Below are 19,280 nucleotides of genomic sequence, written 5' to 3' on the forward strand. Positions count from 1 at the left end.
CAATAAATTCCAGAACTTAACAACTAGGCAATGGTTTTTTTGTTTTTCTTGCGGTTTCTTTGGAGCTAGGTAAATGCTCTTTTGATGAGAGCTTGAGGGGCTTGATGCAAAGTGAAATTTTGTGATTGACGAAAAAACAAAAGATAAGTAAGAAAAGTTTAGAATTTTGCTTACTTGTCCAATAGAGTTTGGAATTTTATTGGCTCAAGTTTTGGTGGAGGGATTTTAACTTTTAATTACTTTATGGGATTATAAAAAATAAATCATGTTTTCTAAAGGAGGAGGGTATGATAAGTGTAGTGATAAATGGGTGTACTGGTAGAATGGGAGTTACTAATGTTAGAGTTTTTGCTGGGGATGACTCTATAAGGATAGTTGGCGGAGTGGTTGAGCAAGGGAATCCAAATGTTGGTAAGGATCTAGGTGAGGTTGCTGGAATGGGTTCTATTGGTGTGAAGATAACAGACAATATTGAGGAGTGTATTGATAAGGCTGATGTTATTGTGGACTTTTCGGTTCCGCAGGCAACGAGTAATCTCATTGATGTGGCGTTAAAATACAAGAAAAAACTGGTTATTGGGACTACGGGGCTTGACAAGGAGATAATTGAGAAGTTGAATCTTGCTTCAAAGGAAATTCCTATTGTTCAGAGTCCAAACTTCAGTGTTGGGGTAAACCTTATGTTTGAGCTTGTTAGGAAAGCTGTGCAGGTGCTTGGAGAGGAGTTTGATGTAGAAATAGTTGAGATCCACCATAACAAGAAAAAGGATTCACCTTCGGGAACAGCGCTTAAGCTCGTTGAGAGTATAAGGAGTGAGAGAGGGGATTATAAGGTGCTTTACGGTAGAGAAGGTATTGTTGGGGAGAGGCCTAAGAAAGAGATAGGAGTTTTTGCAGTAAGAGGGGGAGATGTTATTGGAGAGCATAATGTTATGTTTTTGGGCTATGGGGAAAGATTTGAGATAGTACACAAGGCATCGTCAAGAGAGACATTTTCAAGAGGTGCACTAAGAGCAGTGAAGTTTGTATATACAAAAGATAAAGGTCTTTTCTCTATGAGGGATGTTTTGGGGTTGTAATTCCTGACTACTTTACAAGCGTTATGATGTTAGTTTCGCTAAAGTTACCTCCTAGGTCCTCCAACCAGAATGCTACTTTAGTAACTTTGTTCTTTAGTTGCAGTGATAGATATTTGACTTCGTCAAAGACATCTTCGCTAACTAGCTCACCATTGAGTTTGTAATGTATGCGCTTTACACCACTGCCATATTCGCCGTCTGAAAACTCAACGAATACAGACACTATTGAGTCTTTTACTCTAAATTTCCCTTCAGAAACCTTGACCGAGTTTTCTACTTCTATTCTCCTAAAGAAAGGTTTTTCTCTGTCTAACTCGGAAGGTGAAACTCTAAATTTCAATTCTTCGTTTTTAAGGTTACAGCTTGTGTCCTTATATCTGATACTGCACTCGTAATCCCCCTCAGGGAGGGATAGATATACAACCTCATATGGATTTCTTTCGGATTCTCTGTTTAGTCCTATTAGGGGTGAAATGTTTGTAAGCACATTTTTGCCTTTGCTTATTACTAAGCTAGAGTTGCTAAAATCAATATCTGAGATATCCATAGGGTCAGACCATTTCAATTTGATCTTGTTAGTCCTATAGAAGGCAGAGTTGTTTGTTGGGAAAATGAACTTAAAGGTGGGAGGAGTCTTGTCAAAAGAGACTTTACTTGTAAATTCACTTTCACCAACTTTTATCAGATATTCACCTTCTTCGGAAAAGTTGTATTCAATGAAATGTAGACCTTTTATTCTCGCGACTTGTTGGGAGATTGTAAAGTTTGTTGTTTTACTTCCGATCTTGGTTATCATTGCTTCGCAGGGAGAGTGGTAGACAAAGAAGAATTGTATTTGTCTGAGGGGGGTTCTAGGAATCTCTATTTCTCTTAAACCCTCGGATATGATAATAGGATGCTGAAGATTCTTAGAGACTTGGAAGGAAATGTTTGTTTTGAATGTCGCTTTTTTACCTTCAAAAATGGTGAAGGAGACAGTTTGATTTTTGCCTTGGGGTAAGGTATAGGGGAAGGGGAGGAATAGTTTTATCTTATCTTGAGACAGTCTGTTGAATAAAACATCTTCTCCTATTGTGAAGGTCTGGGTTTTGTGGTTAGCCTTTATTGAAAGTTTTACTTTGTTGTGAGGATTGATACATCCGCATTCCTTTAGAAAGTATGAAATTTCTGCTATGAATATTGGGTTGGTGGGTATAGTGTTGGTGTAGTTGAGAATTTTGAATTCTTTGATAATGAAAGTTGAATGCAAATGTGAGAAGGAGTTTGTTATTCCTACTGTAAGGGTTAAAGTAGTAATGGCAAGCAAGAGAGATTTGTGCTTCACAACGAAATTATAGTAGCTTTCTTTGAAGATTTTCAAAGAAGTTCTGTATAATGTGACTTTTAGTTTTTAGTTTTGTAGGTAGGTTGGATGGTAGATTGTTGAAATAGGGTGATTTTTACATACAAAATCTCACTAAAATTTTCGGAGGTGTTTGTATGGGTATGTTGGTGAAATATCATCTTTATGCTCCTGGTCCGGTTGAGATACCGCCAGAGGTTCTTTCCGAGATGTCTAAACCTATTTTTCATCATAGGACTTCTCATTTTAGTGAAGTTTTGGTTAATGCATGGGAAGGGCTAAAGTATATTTTCCAAACAAAACAACATGTGTATATTCTTGCTTCTTCTGGCACTGGGGCAATGAATGCTGCTGTTGAAAATACTCTCTCTGTTGGAGATAAAGTCATAGTTCTAAGTTTTGGTAAGTTTGGTGAGAGGTGGGAGAAGATATGTAAGGCATATGGCTTGAATGTAGTGACTCTAAAAAAAGATTATGGGTATTGTGTTGAACCTGAAGAAGTTGAAAAAGCTCTTAAAGAGAATCCCGAGACCAAAGCAGTATTGCTTCAGCACAGTGAAACTTCAACAGGTGTTGCCTGTGACCTTAGGAGTATTGCAAGTATTGTTTCACGCACTGAGGCTATGCTTATAGTGGATGGTATTACTTCTGTAGGTTGTGATGAGGTTAAGATGGATGAATGGGGTATTGATGTGCTTGTTGCAGGGTCACAAAAATCTTTTATGCTTCCTCCTGGTCTTTCGTTTATTGCCTTATCTGAGAAAGCGAGAAGATATATGGAGAATTCTAACCTTCCGAAGTTTTACTTCAATTTAAAAGAAGAGGAAAAAGCTGTCGCTGATAAAACAACTGCCTGGACGCCAGGTATAACACTCATTATGGCTCTTAATAAATCTATTGAACTTATGAAGAAAGAAGGGCTTGAGAATGTAATAAAAAGACATACTGTCATTTCAGAAGCAGTTAGAGAAGGTGTTAAGGCTTTAAAACTTAACCTTTTCTGTAAATATAGACTTTTCTCAAAAGCAGTTACCGCTGTTGAAGTCCCTCAGGGAGTTGATGGAACACAAATACCTAAACTTATGAGAAACAAATATGGAGTTGAAATCGCTGGAGGGCAGGGCAGTATGAAAGGACAAATTTTTAGGCTTGGACACCTTGGATATGTGGACAAAGGAGATGTTGTGGTTATGCTCCAAGCTTTAGAATTCACGCTTAAGGACCTAGGATACAAATTTGAACCTGGGGTGAGTCTATCAGCTGCAAATAAAGTGCTCGTTGAAAAGTATGAGTTTTAAAACCTATACATATATAGCCTAAGAGCAGATCTTTTGAAGTTTCCAAAAGTTATGTTAACTTGTTTGTTTTCTCTCAAAGGAGAACACTCCAGAGACACCAATAGATTATTTAAGAAAATTGGGGGGGGGAAAAATTATGTTAACTTATTTGTTTTCCCCCCAATACACAACAACAAACAGCAACAAAAAAAGAAAAGCCAAACACCCAGAACCCACCAACATTTCCTAGAATCTTCAACAGAAGGACAATTAAAATTACTCACAGAACACTGTAAGGGGATAGAAGATGGATAAAAAAGAGTTTCTCTTAAAAATAGAAGCTCCTCAGCATGCTGTAGATATTCTTTCTACCGCTAAAAAAGTGAACATTGCTTTAACTGTTGAGGATCTATATAACCTAGTTGTTGAAGGTATGGAAAATGGTGTGAAGAAAGTTTTTTATGAGGTTGAGGAGAGGGGGGTAGTTCACGAAGCGGAAGTTATAAAAGTGAAGAACGGAATCGCTGTGAACTATGTGGAACCTTACATGAGAAGAAGAGACCCAAATAGTATGCTCATAGGGGACGATTTGCCTACTGACAAGCCTAGGTTTAAGGATACTATAGGATATGACTTCTCTTTGCTTCGTCAGAAAACTTTTGACTGGTTAAAGAGTCAAGAGTTAGCTACGTTTGTTTTTGGAGTAGGACAACTGGATCTAGGAATATATGGTCTGGTGATAGCTCCAGCTAATGCAGGGTTTTTTGGCCTTGCTTTGGCTACTCTTCAGAGAATCGAGGATGTCAGCAAATTTAGCGAGAGGAAGAAGATAAGTATTATTCTTTATGTTGCACCTCCATTTAGGCATACAGTTTTTCAAGGTAAACAGAGAGTTGTTCACTTTAGAAGTGAGGGACTACACGAAATTTTCAGTTACAATCTCTATCCAGGGCCTAGTGCTAAAAAGGGGGTTTATTCAGCTTTGCTAGACATAGGAGAAAGAGAAGGATGGCTTACACTACATGCTTCCAGTGTGTTGGTTATAACCCCTTATGGGAACAGAGTAGGTTTTTTGCATGAGGGGGCAAGTGGTGGTGGTAAGAGCGAGATGAATGAGAATATCCATAGAAGTGAGGATGGAAGGATACCATTTGCAGAGAATATTGTTACTGGTGAGAAGCTGAAGCTTTCTTTGCCCATATCGTGTAAGTTGAACCCTATTTCTGACGACATGACAATGTGTCATCCAAAGATTCAGAACAATGATGGGGGACTTGTCGTTGTAGATGGTGAGAACGGTTGGTTTATAAGAGTTGACCACATAAAGAGGTATGGTACAGATCCTGACATTGAGAGACTTTCCATATATCCACCCAGGCCTTTGCTCTTTCTAAACCTTGATGCTAAACCGTATTCTACGGCACTATTGTGGGAGCATATTGAGGACGAACCTGGCAAGCCCTGCCCTAACCCTAGGTTTGTAGTGAGCAGAGAGTTGATAAGAAACATCATAACAAAACCTACCTACATTCATGTAAGAAGCTTTGGGATAAGAACACCACCTTGCACCAAAGATAACCCAACCTATGGAATCGTTGGCGTTTTTCACGTATTGCCTCCAGCTATAGCTTGGATATGGAGGCTTGTTGCCCCGAGAGGGCATGCAAATCCAAGCATAGTTCAACTCGGTGCTACGCTTGAAGCTGAAGGGGTTGGCTCATATTGGCCTTTTGCAACTGGCAAGCAGGTCACACATGCAAACTTGATTCTGAAACAGATGATCAATACTCCTAAGGTTAAGTATATAGTTACTCCGAACCAACACATAGGTGCATGGAGGGTAGGATTCTTTGCTGAATGGATAACTAGAGAGTATCTTGCTAGAAGGGGGGGAGTTAGGTTCTCAAAGGAGGAACTGGTGAAATCCAGAGGCGTGCTACTTGGGTACTCCCTGAAGGAATTTATATTTGAAGGACAAGAGATTGACATCGGGTTTGTGAGAGTTGAGCTTCAGCCTCTAGTAGGTGAACAGGGGTATGATGAGGGATACAAGCAACTATATGACTTCTTTGTAAGCAAAACACTACCATTTTATGAAAGTCCAGAACTAGACCCTATAGGTAAGAAAATTCTTTCCTGTCTCTACGATAAGGGAAGCATTGAAGACTTTGAAAGTATACTAAATATTGAAAGTTTTGTTGATCTGGACAAGACAGGATAAACTCAATTTGTTTGTCAATGAAAAAGATTGTTACGCTTTTTGTTGCAGTGGTAACTTTTCTAGATCCAGCGTATTGCTTTGAGGTTTGGATAAACTCTCAGGAACTTTCCCACTTTGACTACATTCAGGTAACTTTGAAAGGATGGAAAGGTGATAGCAGTGAACTAAGACTAGTCCTTTTGAAAGATGGAGGAACCTCTGTAGACCTTTTGGGTAGAGACACAGTTACCCCAAGACTGGTAGGTGAGGATCTAGTTTTCCTCTATATTCCTAACTACGGAGTTAGAGATGGGATTTACGAAATTTTAATCCTTTCTAATGATGTTGAGATTTTTAGAACAAATGTAGTTTTCGTATCTCGTCAGCAGTTAAAACTCTGTGAGCCACTGAAGATTTTGACGTTTGAGGAGAATGTTTCTATTCTAAAGCTAGTGACTAATAGGGGGAGAGTGAGCTACAAGGAGGTTGCTAATCTAATAAGTAGCTTGATGAAGAAGATTGGTTTAAACACCTTTGTAATACTTGGGGGACAGACTACTTTCCTTAAAAACCCTAGGGAGGTTTGGTATTCAGGCGTTCTGTCTAACCTGAAAGTTCTGAAACATCTTAAGGAGGAGGGTATACAGACAGGTGCCTACGTTATGTGTTTTCTCACTCTCGGACAAACTAAAAAGAATTCTTTCAAGGGATATCTTCCAAACCTGGTTTTCAGGGGAAAAAAGATAGAAGAAGATTACAAATACACTTCCATTTTATCTCACAGGAGGGTTGAGGATATTGTTGAGATTTTGACTTACCTTGGTAGAAGAAACGATATAGACTTCTTAGGACTTGATTTTATTAGAGTAGGTGATTACGGAGGATATGAGATGTTCTTTGATTTTTACGAAGAGATCTACTCTAAACTTAGCACTAATTCAGTTCCTTTTATTGCCCGCCCTAAGGGAAGGAGGAAGGAAGTAGAGGAGTTTGCTAAGCTTGTTTCGAGAAGGGAAGATGTGCGAAAGATCTTCAGGTGGTATCAGGCAGTGAGAGTGAGTAGAGTAATAAAAGCCATAAGAGACAAGCTGAGGGAGAGGGGAATAACTAAGCCAATTGTAGCTTTTATGTTAGGATGGAATGCTGGTAGAGAGCATGGGCAAGATCTCTTTATGTTCAGAGATGCAGGTGTAGACTATGCGTTTTACATGCTCTACGAATTCTACAATGACAGGATGTTTGAGGAAGCGGGAAACTACTACCTTAGGTATGTTTACAACCTTGACACCAATATTGTATTCGGTAACATAATTGATTCTGTTCTGAATAGAGGTTCTAAGGGGCCTTTAAAGACTTTCTCTGAGAGGCTTAAGAAGTTCGTTACCTACTACTCTTATTTTCCCCCAAATGGATTTTTCTTCCATGACATTTACCGCCTCTACTTTGGAAGGTTAGGTTCTTTTAAAACAGAGGATTGGATAAAGGAGATAGAGGAAGCTGTTATGTTTATTGATGAAACAACCTTTTCAGAAAATAGGAGTTTTCCCGAAAAGACTACACTTGGTAGCTCCGAGTGAGTTATGTATTTTTAAAGGTTTGTAAGATATCTTTGTAGATCCTAAAGCTTCCGAAGATTAAATAATTTTCGTTTTCTATGCAAATGTCCCTGACATCTTTAACAACTCTGATATTGCTAAATCCGAACCTCTTAAGATACTTTGAGAGTCTTTGACTACTACCTTTTGCTTCAATTTCAATTATCTCTATTTTTCTGATACTACTCATATACTTAGAAAGGACCATTGATATCTTTTTCAGCTCCTTGTCTTTCATTAGTCCAACGATAATGCTGAAAGTCTGCTTTCCCAGAAGAGAAGCATAGTTACTGATGAGTTTATCAACCGATTTTGGAGTATGAGCAACATCAAAAACAACAAAAGGCTCCTTGCTAATAACCTCAAACCTTCCCTTGATTGTGAAATCAGTGTTACTTAACACAGATCTATCCAAAGGATACAGAATGTTAACAGCCTCGTAGGAGAGAAGAATATTTTCAATGAACTGCTCTCCTATCATTTTGGAATTTACACTGAATATAACACCACTTGGCAAGTGTTTTACAGTTGACGCTGTTCCTTCAAGTGAGGTTTTGGTTGATAATATCTTATAGACCTCATCTATGAATACCACTCTAGAGTGGCTTGAAAGTGCTTTCTGAAGTATTACATTTCTTGCAGTTGCTTTTTGGTATGATGACACGACTGGAACTGAAGGTTTTATTATGCCTGCTTTTTCTGTGGCAATTTTTTTTAAACTTCTTCCCAAAACGTTTGTATGATCGTAGTCAATTAGGGTTATTACTGAAACCTTCGGGTTGCAGAAGTTGGTAGAGTCTAATCTTCCTCCTAGTCCAACTTCAAGGACCACATTGTCTACATTCGCTTTGTGAAAGTACACCATAGCCATAACAGTTAGGAAATCAAAGGTTGTTAGGGGAATAGAACTTCTTTCCAAAAACTCTCGTACTTCACTTGCAAGTGAAGCAAAGTCTTCGTCACTTATGTTTTCTTCAATTCCATTTGAGAATACAGATATTCGCTCATTGACCTTAACAAGATGTGGAGAAGTAAACAATCCAACCTTGGTTTGGGCAAATTTTGAAAGTAGGAAGGAGGAAAAGTATGCTACAGTTCCTTTTCCCTTAGTTCCTGCTATATGAATTATGTTCTTTTTATTATACTCTACGCCAAGAAGATCCAAGGAAAGCTTAACGTTTTGGAATCCTTCTATTTGTCTGAATTTTCTTGAATTTTCAAAGTTAGTTAGAGAGTAGATGTAGTCAATTGACTCTTTGTAATTCATTATTGAAATTATACAAATTTCCAAGTCTTTCTTGCTTTCTTAATGCAAATGCTTAATAAATTCCAATTTTGGTTGGTAACTAAGCAAGATTCTAAACTTTTTGCTTAATTACTCTCTTTGGTTCCAGATAGTGCTCGTTTATTGCAAGATTTGACCCCATACCAAGCATTCTAGGTGCTTGCTAAAAGAAGTGTTTACCCAGCTACAACAGAGATTGTGGGGGAAATATAGAGAAGACTAATCTCAGTTGTAAATCTTGGATTTTATTGTAGAGGGAAACCATACCTACGTCAGGTTTTAGGAGCTGCTGTTTCTGGAGATCAAAAAGATCAAAAATGTTGATAAAAAACTTTTAGGATTTAAAATATATAGAAAAGTTTGAGGAGGTTTAGTTATGGCTGGGAGCAAAAAGTATGTATACTTTTTTGGGGAAGGTGTAGCAGAAGGCACTGGTAAGATGAAGGATATACTGGGTGGTAAAGGTGCGGGACTTGCGGAGATGACGAATGTTGGGTTACCCGTTCCACCAGGCTTTACCATTTCTGCAGAAGTGTGTGATTACTACTACAAGCACGGGAATACATATCCTGATGGGTTAGTGGAGGAAATAGAGCAGAACTTGCAGAGACTGGAGAAAGTTTCTGGTAAGAAATTTGGTGATACCAAGAATCCTCTTCTAGTTTCAGTTAGGTCTGGTGCTGCTGTTTCAATGCCGGGGATGATGGACACTATTCTTAATCTTGGGCTTAATGACGAAAGTGTAAAAGGGCTAGCAGAGTCTACCAACAACCCTAGGTTTGCTTACGATGCTTACAGAAGGTTTATACAGATGTTCGGTGATGTTGTTTTGGGGATAGAAAAGAAAGAATTTGAGCATATACTTGAGGAAAAGAAAAAGCAAAAGGGTGTTAAGTGGGATAGTGAGCTTAGTGCAGAGGATCTTATGGAGGTAGTGGAGAAGTATAAGGAGCTGTATAAAAAGCATGGGTTAGAATTTCCTCAAGATCCGAGAAAGCAGCTGGATATGGCGATAGAGGCGGTGTTTAAGTCCTGGATGAACGAGAGGGCAGTGAAGTATAGAGAGATAAATGAGATAAGGGGACTTCTTGGGACAGCGGTGAATGTGGTGCAGATGGTTTTTGGTAATATGGGTGAAGATTCTGGAACGGGGGTAGGATTTACAAGGAATCCAAATACTGGTGAAAAGGAGTTTTATGCTGAATTTCTGCCAAATGCTCAAGGAGAGGATGTAGTTGCAGGTATAAGAACCCCTATGAAGATAGATGAGCTTAAGAAGAGGTTACCTGAGGTATATGATCAGCTTCTTAAGGTTGCAGAGCTTCTGGAGAGACACTATAAGGACGTGCAGGATATAGAGTTTACGGTGGAGAGAGGTAAACTTTACCTTCTGCAGACGAGGTCTGCAAAAAGAACAGGAGTATCGGCAGTGAGGGTAGCGGTTGATATGGTTGAAGAGGGAATACTGACTGAGAAGGAGGCGATTCTGAGGGTCCAACCCGGACACATTGATCAATTGCTTCACCCGATGATTGATCCTTCTGAGAAGTATCAAGACAAGGTGATTGCGAAAGGGCTTCCTGCTTCGCCAGGAGCTGCAACTGGGCAGGTGGTGTTTTTCGCCAAAGATGCGGAAGAGTGGGCTAAGAAGGGTAAGGATGTTATACTCCTAAGGCCTGAGACTTCTCCCGAGGATGTGGGAGGTATGCATGCTTCCAGAGGAATATTGACTGCCAGGGGAGGCCTAACGTCACATGCTGCAGTTGTTGCTAGAGGTATGGGTAAACCGTGTGTAGTGGGATGTGAAGATTTGATAGTTGATGAAAAGTCAAAAACCGCTAAAACCAAGGATGGTAAGTACACAATAAAGGAGGGAGACTGGATCACGATAGATGGTAAGACTGGAGAAGTCATATTGGGCCAGCTAAAACTCATAAAAGGAGAGATAACTGGGTATTTTGCTAAATTTATGGAGTGGGTTGACAAGTACAGGAAAATTGGAGTAAGAGCAAATGCTGAAACACCGGAGGATGCAAGGAAAGCAAGAGAATTTGGAGCCGAAGGAATAGGTCTTGCAAGAACTGAGCATATGTTCTTCGGGCCTGAGAAAGAGAGAATACTGTATTTCAGAAGTATGATAATCTCTGACACTTACGAGGATAGAGTAAAAGCTCTGAGTAAACTTCAAGAGTTCCAGAGGAAAGATTTTGAAGCATTGTTTGAAATAATGGAAGGGCTACCAGTCACGATAAGACTGCTTGATCCACCACTTCACGAATTTCTACCGCACGAGGAAGAACAGATGAAAGAGGTTGCTAAGGAACTAGGCGTTCCCGTTGAGAAGATAAAGACAAGGTATGAACAGCTTAAGGAGTTTAACCCAATGCTAGGGTTTAGAGGTTGTAGATTAGCGGTAGTTTACCCAGAGATATACGAAATGCAGATAAGAGCAATATTTGAAGCAGCTTGTAATTTGAAGAAAAAAGGCAAGAACATTATCGTTGAGATAATGATACCTATCGTAAGTGAAGTTAAGGAGTTTGTTTGGATAAAGAAGAGGTTGGAGAAAGTTGCGAAGGAGACTATGGATAAGGAAGGAATGCAGATTGAGTATAAATTTGGGACGATGATAGAAGTTCCCAGGGCAGCACTAACTGCGGATGAAATTGCTAAGGAAGCTGACTTCTTCTCCTTTGGCACAAACGACCTGACACAGATGACATTTGCATTCTCAAGAGATGACATTGGAAAGTTTATTGATTCCTATAAGACTACGAATATACTGGAGGATGATCCTTTCAAGACCTTGGATATAAAGGGAGTGGGAGAGCTTGTGAAAATAGGAATTGAGAAGGGAAGAAAGGTTAATCCTAATCTGAAAGTAGGGATATGCGGAGAGCATGGAGGAGACCCAAGATCTATCCATTTCTGCTACAACGTTAAAATGGACTATGTCAGTGCCTCCCCGTTTAGGATACCTATAGCAAAGTTAGCGGCAGCTCAGGCGAGTGTAACTGAAGGAAAGGGGTTCTTTGAAGATAAATAAAGAATTAGTGCTTTGCCAAGTCTGGAGGGGGACTGTGCGTAAACCAATGTGCAGTCCCGCTCCCTAGGCTTTGGGTTCTATATTCTGTTTAGAATCTTATCTATCCTCAGCTTTATACACTCAACTATTGCTTCAAATATTATCCTTCCGTTCATCTTACTAGTACCCTTTTCCCTTTCCTTAAAAACTATTGGTATCTCAACTATTCTAAATCCTTTGACATAGGATCTATACTTAAGCTCTATTTGGAATGCATAGCCATTGGAATCTATTTTATCTAGGTCTATACTTCTTAACACTTCAGCTCTATAACCGTTGTAGCCACCAGTCATGTCTGTAAGTTTTAGTCCCGTAACAACTCTCGCGTAAAGACTTCCAAGTTGACTTATTATAAGCCTTTTCAGGTCCCAGTTCAGTACTCTTATACCGTTTATATACCTAGACCCGACAACTACATCGTATTCCTGTAAATAGTTGTAGAAGTTCGGAATTTCCTTTGGATCATGCGAAAAATCAGCATCCATTCCTATAAGGTATCTATACTCTCTACTTAGTCCCCATTTGAAGCCATCAACATATGCTCTACCTAATCCCCTCTTACCATTCCTCACAAGCAGGTTAACCCTCTCGTTGTTTTCAAACTCCTTCTTTACAACCTCTGCCGTTCCATCAGGAGAGTTATCATCAACTACGAGAACATCAGCTTTATCAAATGAATCCAAAATCTCTTTTATTAAGCGAGAGATATTCTCCACTTCATTGTATGTGGGTACAACTACAAGTACTCTTTCTAAGTTCTTCATACCTTTGCTTTAGGAAGTAGTTTGTAAATTTCATTAACAATCATTGGCTTGAACATCTCAATTATCCTTTCTATTGAGGCATCTATAGTTATGTTACCGTGCTTTACTAATACCCCCCCCTCTATGTTACCCTCTAGAACCTCAACCAACCAATTCCTAGACTCCAGTTCTTTTATTATCTCGTCTTTGTGCTTCTTGTAATCCTCTGGCGATAGTATTATCGCTACCCTTCCTTTTGAAGAATCCAAGGAAAGTGCTGAAAGGGATTTATCTATGATTGAGAGTAATAGACTTCTTTGATCTTGAAAAGATGAAAACTTACTCTTAATCTCTTTAACTACCTCTGAGTATATTGCTCTGAATACCTTGCTAGTCGTTTTGTTTATCATTTTATTCATTTCAGAATCTATAAACAGTTTCTCTAAAGTGAGTTTTCTGTGATACTCCTCATGAATCGCTCGTTTTTGTGTTTCTATCTCCTCATCTATCTTACTCTTTGCATCCTTAAGAATCTTCTCCCTTTCTTCCATCGCCGAGGATAGTATTTGTGAGATTTCCTTTTCCACTTCTTCTTCAACTATCTTCACAATTTTGTCAATTGCCATAAGACACTCCTCTACAGTCTTATTCCTATGGTTTCTCTTACTATTCTCTTTATTATCGCCTCGTAATCTTCGTATTCCTCTACGTTATACATAGGATCTACCTCCACAACTGTTGGTCTTGTGTTGTTCAATGCAAATTCTTCCAACTCTTTTCTTACCTTTGAGGAAAGATTCTTGGAAATTAGAATTGAAAAGATGTTTTTGTTTTTCTTGAACTCTTCTAGATAGTCAATTATTTTAGCTGATAAGTTAGGATCCTCTGGAGACAAAGAAAAAGACTCCACTCCAAGAAATCTGAAAACTTCTGAGGTATACTTATCAAAGAGTCCGACTACTTTCATACTTTATGTTTATTTTCAAGGAAGAGAGAAGATCTTTTCAATTAATGAAAACTGAACTCCAACAAATCCCAATTTCCACTGGGTGAGTAAGAAAGATTCTGAGCTCTCTGCTTACTTACACTCTTCGTTTCTAGATAGTATCCATATTGTTAAGCTCCAGAACCATTGACTGAACAGTGAGGAGTTAGTTAGATCAAAGAAGCTGATAGATATCCCTAAGCCTAGGAAGAGAGGAATCCTTTTTTGAAAGTATTGGGTGACTGATTCCTGCTTCTGCAAGTGGCCATTCTATTCCTATTGTCTCATCATTCCAGAGTATTCCTCTGTCGTACTCGGGAAAGTAAAACTCTGTAGTCTTGTATATTACATCCGCTAATTCTGAAAGGACTAGGAAACCATGTGCAAACCCTTCAGGTATGTAGAGCATCTTCATATCGTCATCAGAGAGATACAAACCAACCCATTTGCCAAAAGTTTTAGAACCTTTTCTTAGATCAACTGCAACATCAAATATCCTGCCTCTAGCAACTCTAACTAGCTTTCCCTGCGGGCGAGGAAGCTGAAAGTGTAGTCCTCTGAGAACACCTTTTATTGATCTAGAGTGGTTATCCTGAACAAATTTTAGCTTCAGTCCTACTTCTTCAAATTCCATTTCGTTCCAGCTTTCTAAGAAAAACCCTCTTTCATCTCTGAAAGTCTTGGGCTCTATTACAACCACCCCGTCTATATGAGTCTTTGTTACGCTAAACTTAGCCATAAGAGTTGTTAGAATTTTCGTATCAGTGCTAGAAGAAATTCAACTTCATACCAAGGTAAGCCAATAGATTCAAAAATTCAACAATCAGGCTGGTTCTTCTCTCATTTCTCTTGCAACGCCCATCGGGACCGAAGGTGAAGAGTCTTCTTAATAGGCACATAAGAGGCTTGATTAAGGTGAATGGTGTTATTTGTAGTTTCGGGAGAGGAAAACCCCCTCCCGTTACTAACATTCTATAGCCTTATCAAGGTATCAACATTAATGGTAGTCTGGTGATCAACTTTATTATTGTTGAAGTCTCTATATCCTTCCTTTCTTTGGTCTATTTTAGCGTTTAGGGAAATTGAGAAGTTTCTATTGAGTGTATATTCAATTCCGCCAAGGTAATAACTTCTCTCATCGTCTTGAATAGCAACATTAGGCTCAAGTAAGTAATACGCTCCTACGAGTGAGACTTCTTTAAGCCCAACAAAACCAAAATTAAGCTTTCCGAGTATGCCAAAATAATTTCCATGTGTGCTGGAGACATTCTGTAGGATAGTAGTATACACAGAATATTCGGAGAACACTCTTATCGGACTATAGTTGATACCAATTCCTATTCCATAAAGTTCGGTTCCTGATGCATTTGTCATGTCTGGTGTAAGAATTGTGTTGTATGTGTGCAAAGCTACTACCATATTTAGGAAGTTGGTGTCTCCTGTTAGTAGATAAACCGGTGCTATTACCACTCTTGTGCCTATTTCTTTGGAGACATTTATGTAGTTTAGTTGGTTTGTAGTTACCGTCATGACCAAGTTGTTTCCAACTATCCTGAAGTTTGTAACAACCTGGATAGTTTGAACATCATCCGAGCCTCTGGAGAATCCGTTCCCATCAAATATACCTGCAAATACTTCAAACCCTTTCATTGGAGTGAGGGTTAAGCTTACACCTATGTCTACCGAGCTTCTCAACCTAAATCTATCGGCAGGGCTTAAAGTGATATACCTCATTCCGACGAATTCGTCAACATATCCAATCCATTCAGTTCGTGTGATACCACCTGATACGAGTAACAAATCCCTGATGACACTTACGTCAACGAAAGCGTGTCTTAGCCTAAGGATCCATCCACTAGTCGTTGGGTTAACATCCGGAGTAACTCTCAGTCTGATCCCGTTCTTGAAATCAACCTTAAAGTCAACAAACGCTCTGTTTAGATAGAAAGAGTTAAAGTTAGTAGAATTGTTCTGTACTGTAGATGGGTTGTAAAGGTATCCCGAAAATACTGTAAACTCAATCTTTACCTCAGGTTTGTCATCCTTCTTTTCCTCCTTTTTAACTTCCTGTTGCTTAGGTTCGGAGGAAAGCTGAGGCTCAGGTTGTGCAGGTTGAGCATATGCAAAGCTCAAACCTAATAGGGTAATGAGGATTAGTATTAGAAGTCTTTTCATAGTTTCCCTCCTTTTTGCTTTTGATTTAATTATGGTTGGTGATTGTAAAGACTACGAAAAGCTTTTGTTAAGCTAAAGGAAATTTTTGCCCAATTGCAGGTTTCACGCTCTGCTACCAGAGAAGAGTTAGAAAGGAGCTAGGCCCCGGGTTTAAAATACTGTAAACGAGATACTCTGCCATGAGGTTCCATACAGAATACCTTTGGTTTAATACAAAAAACAGGATTGAGTATATAATGATAACTGATAGCGTCAGGGAAATTGTGAAGAGAAGTGGTATAAAGGAAGGATTTGTATTAGTCTCTGCAATGCATATAACCGCTGGGGTTTTCGTAAATGATAACGAAAAGGGATTTCAAAAGGACTTGAGTGAGTTATTGGAAAGGCTTGCTCCTATGAATGCCCATTATCATCACAACTATACAGGTGAAGATAATGGTTATGCTCATCTGAGAAGTATACTTGTAAATCATGAGGTCATAATTCCCGTGACAAACGGAGATCTGGATCTTGGACCTTGGCAACAGATATTCTACGCCGAATTTGACGGTCAAAGAAGAAAGCGCCTTGTAGTTAAAGTCATTGGCGAATAGCTTAAAGCTTCACCTTACGCCGGAATTCCCAAATGTTTATCAGGAAGAGTGTTTCATGGTTCTAATAGATGCTGTGAGGAAAGTAGAGGAAAAACTGCCTAATTGCTAAGTTTTGGAATTTGCTGTTAAATTTTGGGTTATAGTGAATCTGAAAGGTTTTGTTGTTTAAAATTTAGAACTTTGCGAGGGAGGGAAGGGTATGGACTATGAGTTTGAGAGAATAGAGAAGAAGTGGCAAGAGAGATGGGAAAAGGAAGGGATTTTCAAGTCATCGTTTGATGTGGGCAAAAAGAAATACTATGTTCTTGTTATGTTTCCTTATCCTTCGGGTAAAATCCACATGGGGCATGTTAGAAACTACACTATAGGTGATGTTGTTGCGAGATACAAGAAGATGAAAGGGTTCAATGTTCTTCATCCGATAGGTTGGGATGCATTTGGCTTGCCTGCTGAAAACGCTGCTATCAGTAAGGGTGTGCATCCCGCTAAATGGACATATGAGAACATTGAAGTGATGAAGCAACAGCTAAAGAGGTTAGGGTTTGCCTATGATTGGGATAGAGAAATTGCAACTTGCGATCCTGAATACTACAAATGGAATCAGTGGTTTTTCCTGAAGATGTATGAGAAGGGTATTGTGTATAGAAAAGCTTCTCCCGTAAATTGGTGTCCACACTGTGGAACTGTTTTAGCTAATGAGCAAGTTATAGATGGTAAATGCTGGAGGTGTGACTCTGAGGTTGAGATAAGAAACATAGAGCAGTGGTTTATCAAGATAACGGAGTATGCTGATAGACTGCTTGAGGATCATTCAAAACTTGGCAAATGGCCGGAAAAGGTTTTGTTAATGCAGAAAAACTGGATAGGTAAGAGTTTTGGAGTTGTGGTCAACTTTAAGCTTGAGGATGGAAGGGACTTTCCTATATTTACCACAAGAGCTGATACAATCTTCGGTGTTACCTTTATGGCTATTGCTCCTGAGCATCCCCTTGTTGATGAGATAATCAAAACCAATCCTAGTATAGAACCTGAAGTTAGAAAGATGAGGAAAGAAGACTACCGTCTCAGGACGTCTGAAGAATATGAGAAAGAAGGAGTATTTACAGGAAAATATGTGATCAATCCATTGACCGAGGAGAGAGTGCCATTGTGGGTTGCAAACTTTGTCCTAATGGAATATGGCACCGGAGCTATAATGTGTGTTCCTGCGCATGATGAGAGAGACTTTAAGTTTGCTAAAAAGTATGGATTGCCTATCAAGGTTGTAATACAGCCCGAAGGAGAGAACCTAAAACCCGAGGAGATGACTTCTGCATATGTAGAAGAGGGAATTATGGTAAATTCCGCTCAATTTTCGGGAATGAAAAGCAGTGAGGCTTTGATAAAGATAATTGACTACATTGAAGAGAAGGGGTTGGGTAGGCGAAAGTATAACTATAGGATAAAGGATTGGTTGATATCCAGACAGAGATACTGGGGAACTCCAATTCCCTTTGTAAAATGTGATAAGTGTGGCTACGTTCCAGTGCCTTACGAACAGTTGCCAGTTTTACTCCCTACTGATGTAAAGTTCACAGGAATGGGTAACCCTCTGGAAACGAGTGAAGAGTTTCTGAAAACAGTTTGTCCAAAGTGTGGTGCTCAAGCAAGAAGGGAAACTGATACTATGGATACATTTTTTGACTCAAGTTGGTATTACGCTAGGTATACATCACCTAAATCTCATAAGCTCCCTTTTGATAGGGAAGAAAGCAGATATTGGCTTGATGTTGATCAGTATATAGGTGGTATTGAACATGCTATTTTGCATTTGCTTTACGCAAGGTTCTTCCATAAGTTTATGAAGGATCTGGGACTTGTTGATAGTGATGAACCATTTGTTAACCTTCTCACTCAGGGGATGGTTTGCAAGAAATGGGTTAGTATTTCGTCAATGTTGGAGTTTTTATCACTTTCTGAGGATAGTTCAGATGAAGAGCTTATCGCAGCTCTTAAACAGCGTTACCCTGATGCTAAGCTTGAGTTAACTGCTAACGCGAGAACTACCATAAAAGATATTATGGAGAAAAATCATCTAAATTTAGCTAGCAATGTATCACTGCTTTTTGAAGCTATGAATAATAAGGTTTTGACTAATGAGATTCTAAGGAAGCTTGAGGAAGAGATAGGTGAATTAGCAAAAATGTCTAAGTCCAAGCATAACACCGTTGATCCTGATGAAATGGTAAGGAAATATGGAGCAGATGCAGTAAGGTTATTCATACTTTTTGCTGCACCTCCCGAGAAAGATCTTGAGTGGAGTGATGAAGGTATAGAAGGAGCATATAGGTTTGTAAATAGGGTTTGGAGACTAGTGACTGGTAATCTAGAACTGCTGAAGTCTTCACCTTCTATTGATTACTCTAACATTGAGTCTCTTTCGCTTGGTAAAAGTGAAAAAGACTTACTGATAAAGATAAACCTTACCATCAAAAGAGTTTCCGATGATATTGAAAGAGATTTTAGCTTTAATACCGCTATAGCTTCACTTATGGAACTTACCAATTCTCTCTATGCTTATGTTTCCGGTGAAAACGTTTGTGGTTCCGTTTTTAGGGAAGGCATTGAGAAACTTCTGATTCTTATGTATGTTTTTACTCCGCACGTTGCTGAGGAGCTTTGGGAGATGATAGGAGGTGAGGGGATGGTGTGTCAGAAGAAGTGGCCTGCTTATGACACTAGATTTCTGACGTACGATACTATAGAGATTGTAATCCAAGTGAATGGGAAAGTAAAAGCAAGAATAACTGTTCCAGCCGATATAAGCAGTGAAGAACTTGAGAGGATAGCACTTGATAATGAGGTAGTAAAAAGGAATCTCCGTGGTGTTCCAAAGAAGGTTGTTGTTGTTCCAAAGAGATTGGTAAATATAGTGACTTAGT

Annotated in this window: 14 protein-coding genes; 7 read left to right on the forward strand and 7 right to left on the reverse strand. The window is 39.1% G+C overall.

Annotation, left to right across the window (positions count from 1 at the left end; genetic code table 11):
• Nucleotides 1-287: 287 nt before the first annotated feature.
• A complete protein-coding gene (gene dapB, locus ABDH28_00800) occupies nucleotides 288-1,079 on the forward strand; it encodes a 4-hydroxy-tetrahydrodipicolinate reductase (protein MEN2997568.1) in 792 nt (263 codons plus the stop codon).
• 7 nt (nucleotides 1,080-1,086) lie between these two features.
• On the opposite strand, the gene ABDH28_00805 is transcribed toward dapB, so the two are convergent.
• A complete protein-coding gene (locus tag ABDH28_00805; protein ID MEN2997569.1) occupies nucleotides 1,087-2,403 on the reverse strand; it encodes an Ig-like domain-containing protein in 1,317 nt (438 codons plus the stop codon).
• 155 nt (nucleotides 2,404-2,558) lie between these two features.
• Between ABDH28_00805 and ABDH28_00810 the strand changes: the two genes are divergently transcribed.
• The 3 genes from ABDH28_00810 (at nucleotide 2,559) to ABDH28_00820 (ending at nucleotide 7,475) form a co-directional block, all read left to right on the forward strand.
• Nucleotides 2,559-3,719: an alanine--glyoxylate aminotransferase family protein gene (locus tag ABDH28_00810; protein MEN2997570.1), complete on the forward strand. Its 1,161-nt coding sequence runs from the start codon at nucleotides 2,559-2,561 to the stop codon at nucleotides 3,717-3,719.
• 286 nt (nucleotides 3,720-4,005) lie between these two features.
• Nucleotides 4,006-5,919 carry a DUF4914 family protein gene (locus ABDH28_00815; protein MEN2997571.1) on the forward strand — a complete coding sequence of 638 codons (1,914 nt, stop codon included), beginning with the start codon at nucleotides 4,006-4,008 and terminating at the stop codon, nucleotides 5,917-5,919.
• Between the two features lie 17 nt (nucleotides 5,920-5,936).
• Nucleotides 5,937-7,475: a hypothetical protein gene (locus ABDH28_00820; GenBank protein ID MEN2997572.1), complete on the forward strand. Its 1,539-nt coding sequence runs from the start codon at nucleotides 5,937-5,939 to the stop codon at nucleotides 7,473-7,475.
• Between the two features lies 1 nt (nucleotide 7,476).
• On the opposite strand, the gene ABDH28_00825 is transcribed toward ABDH28_00820, so the two are convergent.
• Complete coding sequence (locus ABDH28_00825; GenBank protein MEN2997573.1) at nucleotides 7,477-8,760, reverse strand: Mur ligase family protein; 1,284 nt, start codon at nucleotides 8,758-8,760, stop codon at nucleotides 7,477-7,479.
• 394 nt (nucleotides 8,761-9,154) lie between these two features.
• Between ABDH28_00825 and ppdK the strand changes: the two genes are divergently transcribed.
• Nucleotides 9,155-11,824, forward strand: a complete 2,670-nt coding sequence (gene ppdK / locus ABDH28_00830) for a pyruvate, phosphate dikinase (protein ID MEN2997574.1) — start codon at nucleotides 9,155-9,157, stop codon at nucleotides 11,822-11,824.
• Between the two features lie 77 nt (nucleotides 11,825-11,901).
• On the opposite strand, the gene ABDH28_00835 is transcribed toward ppdK, so the two are convergent.
• The 5 genes from ABDH28_00835 to ABDH28_00855 all read right to left on the reverse strand — a co-directional run bounded on the left by ABDH28_00835 (nucleotide 11,902) and on the right by ABDH28_00855 (nucleotide 15,766).
• Nucleotides 11,902-12,627 (reverse strand): polyprenol monophosphomannose synthase, encoded by a 726-nt coding sequence (locus ABDH28_00835; GenBank protein ID MEN2997575.1) that lies wholly within the window; start codon nucleotides 12,625-12,627, stop codon nucleotides 11,902-11,904.
• Entirely contained in the window at nucleotides 12,624-13,232 is a 609-nt protein-coding gene (locus ABDH28_00840) for a hypothetical protein (GenBank protein ID MEN2997576.1), read from the reverse strand. The genes ABDH28_00835 and ABDH28_00840 overlap by 4 nt, the downstream gene beginning before the upstream one ends.
• A gap of 11 nt (nucleotides 13,233-13,243) precedes the next feature.
• Nucleotides 13,244-13,573: a V-type ATP synthase subunit F gene (locus ABDH28_00845; protein MEN2997577.1), complete on the reverse strand. Its 330-nt coding sequence runs from the start codon at nucleotides 13,571-13,573 to the stop codon at nucleotides 13,244-13,246.
• Between the two features lie 193 nt (nucleotides 13,574-13,766).
• Entirely contained in the window at nucleotides 13,767-14,330 is a 564-nt protein-coding gene (gene rfbC, locus ABDH28_00850; protein MEN2997578.1) for a dTDP-4-dehydrorhamnose 3,5-epimerase, read from the reverse strand.
• A 233-nt stretch (nucleotides 14,331-14,563) separates the two neighbouring features.
• Nucleotides 14,564-15,766, reverse strand: a complete 1,203-nt coding sequence (locus tag ABDH28_00855) for a hypothetical protein (protein ID MEN2997579.1) — start codon at nucleotides 15,764-15,766, stop codon at nucleotides 14,564-14,566.
• A gap of 179 nt (nucleotides 15,767-15,945) precedes the next feature.
• Here ABDH28_00855 and ABDH28_00860 point away from each other — a divergent pair, with 179 nt between their 5' ends.
• A complete protein-coding gene (locus tag ABDH28_00860; GenBank protein ID MEN2997580.1) occupies nucleotides 15,946-16,359 on the forward strand; it encodes a secondary thiamine-phosphate synthase enzyme YjbQ in 414 nt (137 codons plus the stop codon).
• Nucleotides 16,360-16,558: 199 nt separating this feature from the next.
• Entirely contained in the window at nucleotides 16,559-19,279 is a 2,721-nt protein-coding gene (leuS, locus tag ABDH28_00865; protein ID MEN2997581.1) for a leucine--tRNA ligase, read from the forward strand.
• Nucleotide 19,280 lies beyond the last annotated feature (1 nt).

The sequence above is a fragment of the Brevinematia bacterium genome (genome assembly GCA_039630355.1).
Classification (GTDB): Bacteria; Spirochaetota; Brevinematia; order DTOW01; family DTOW01; genus SKYB106.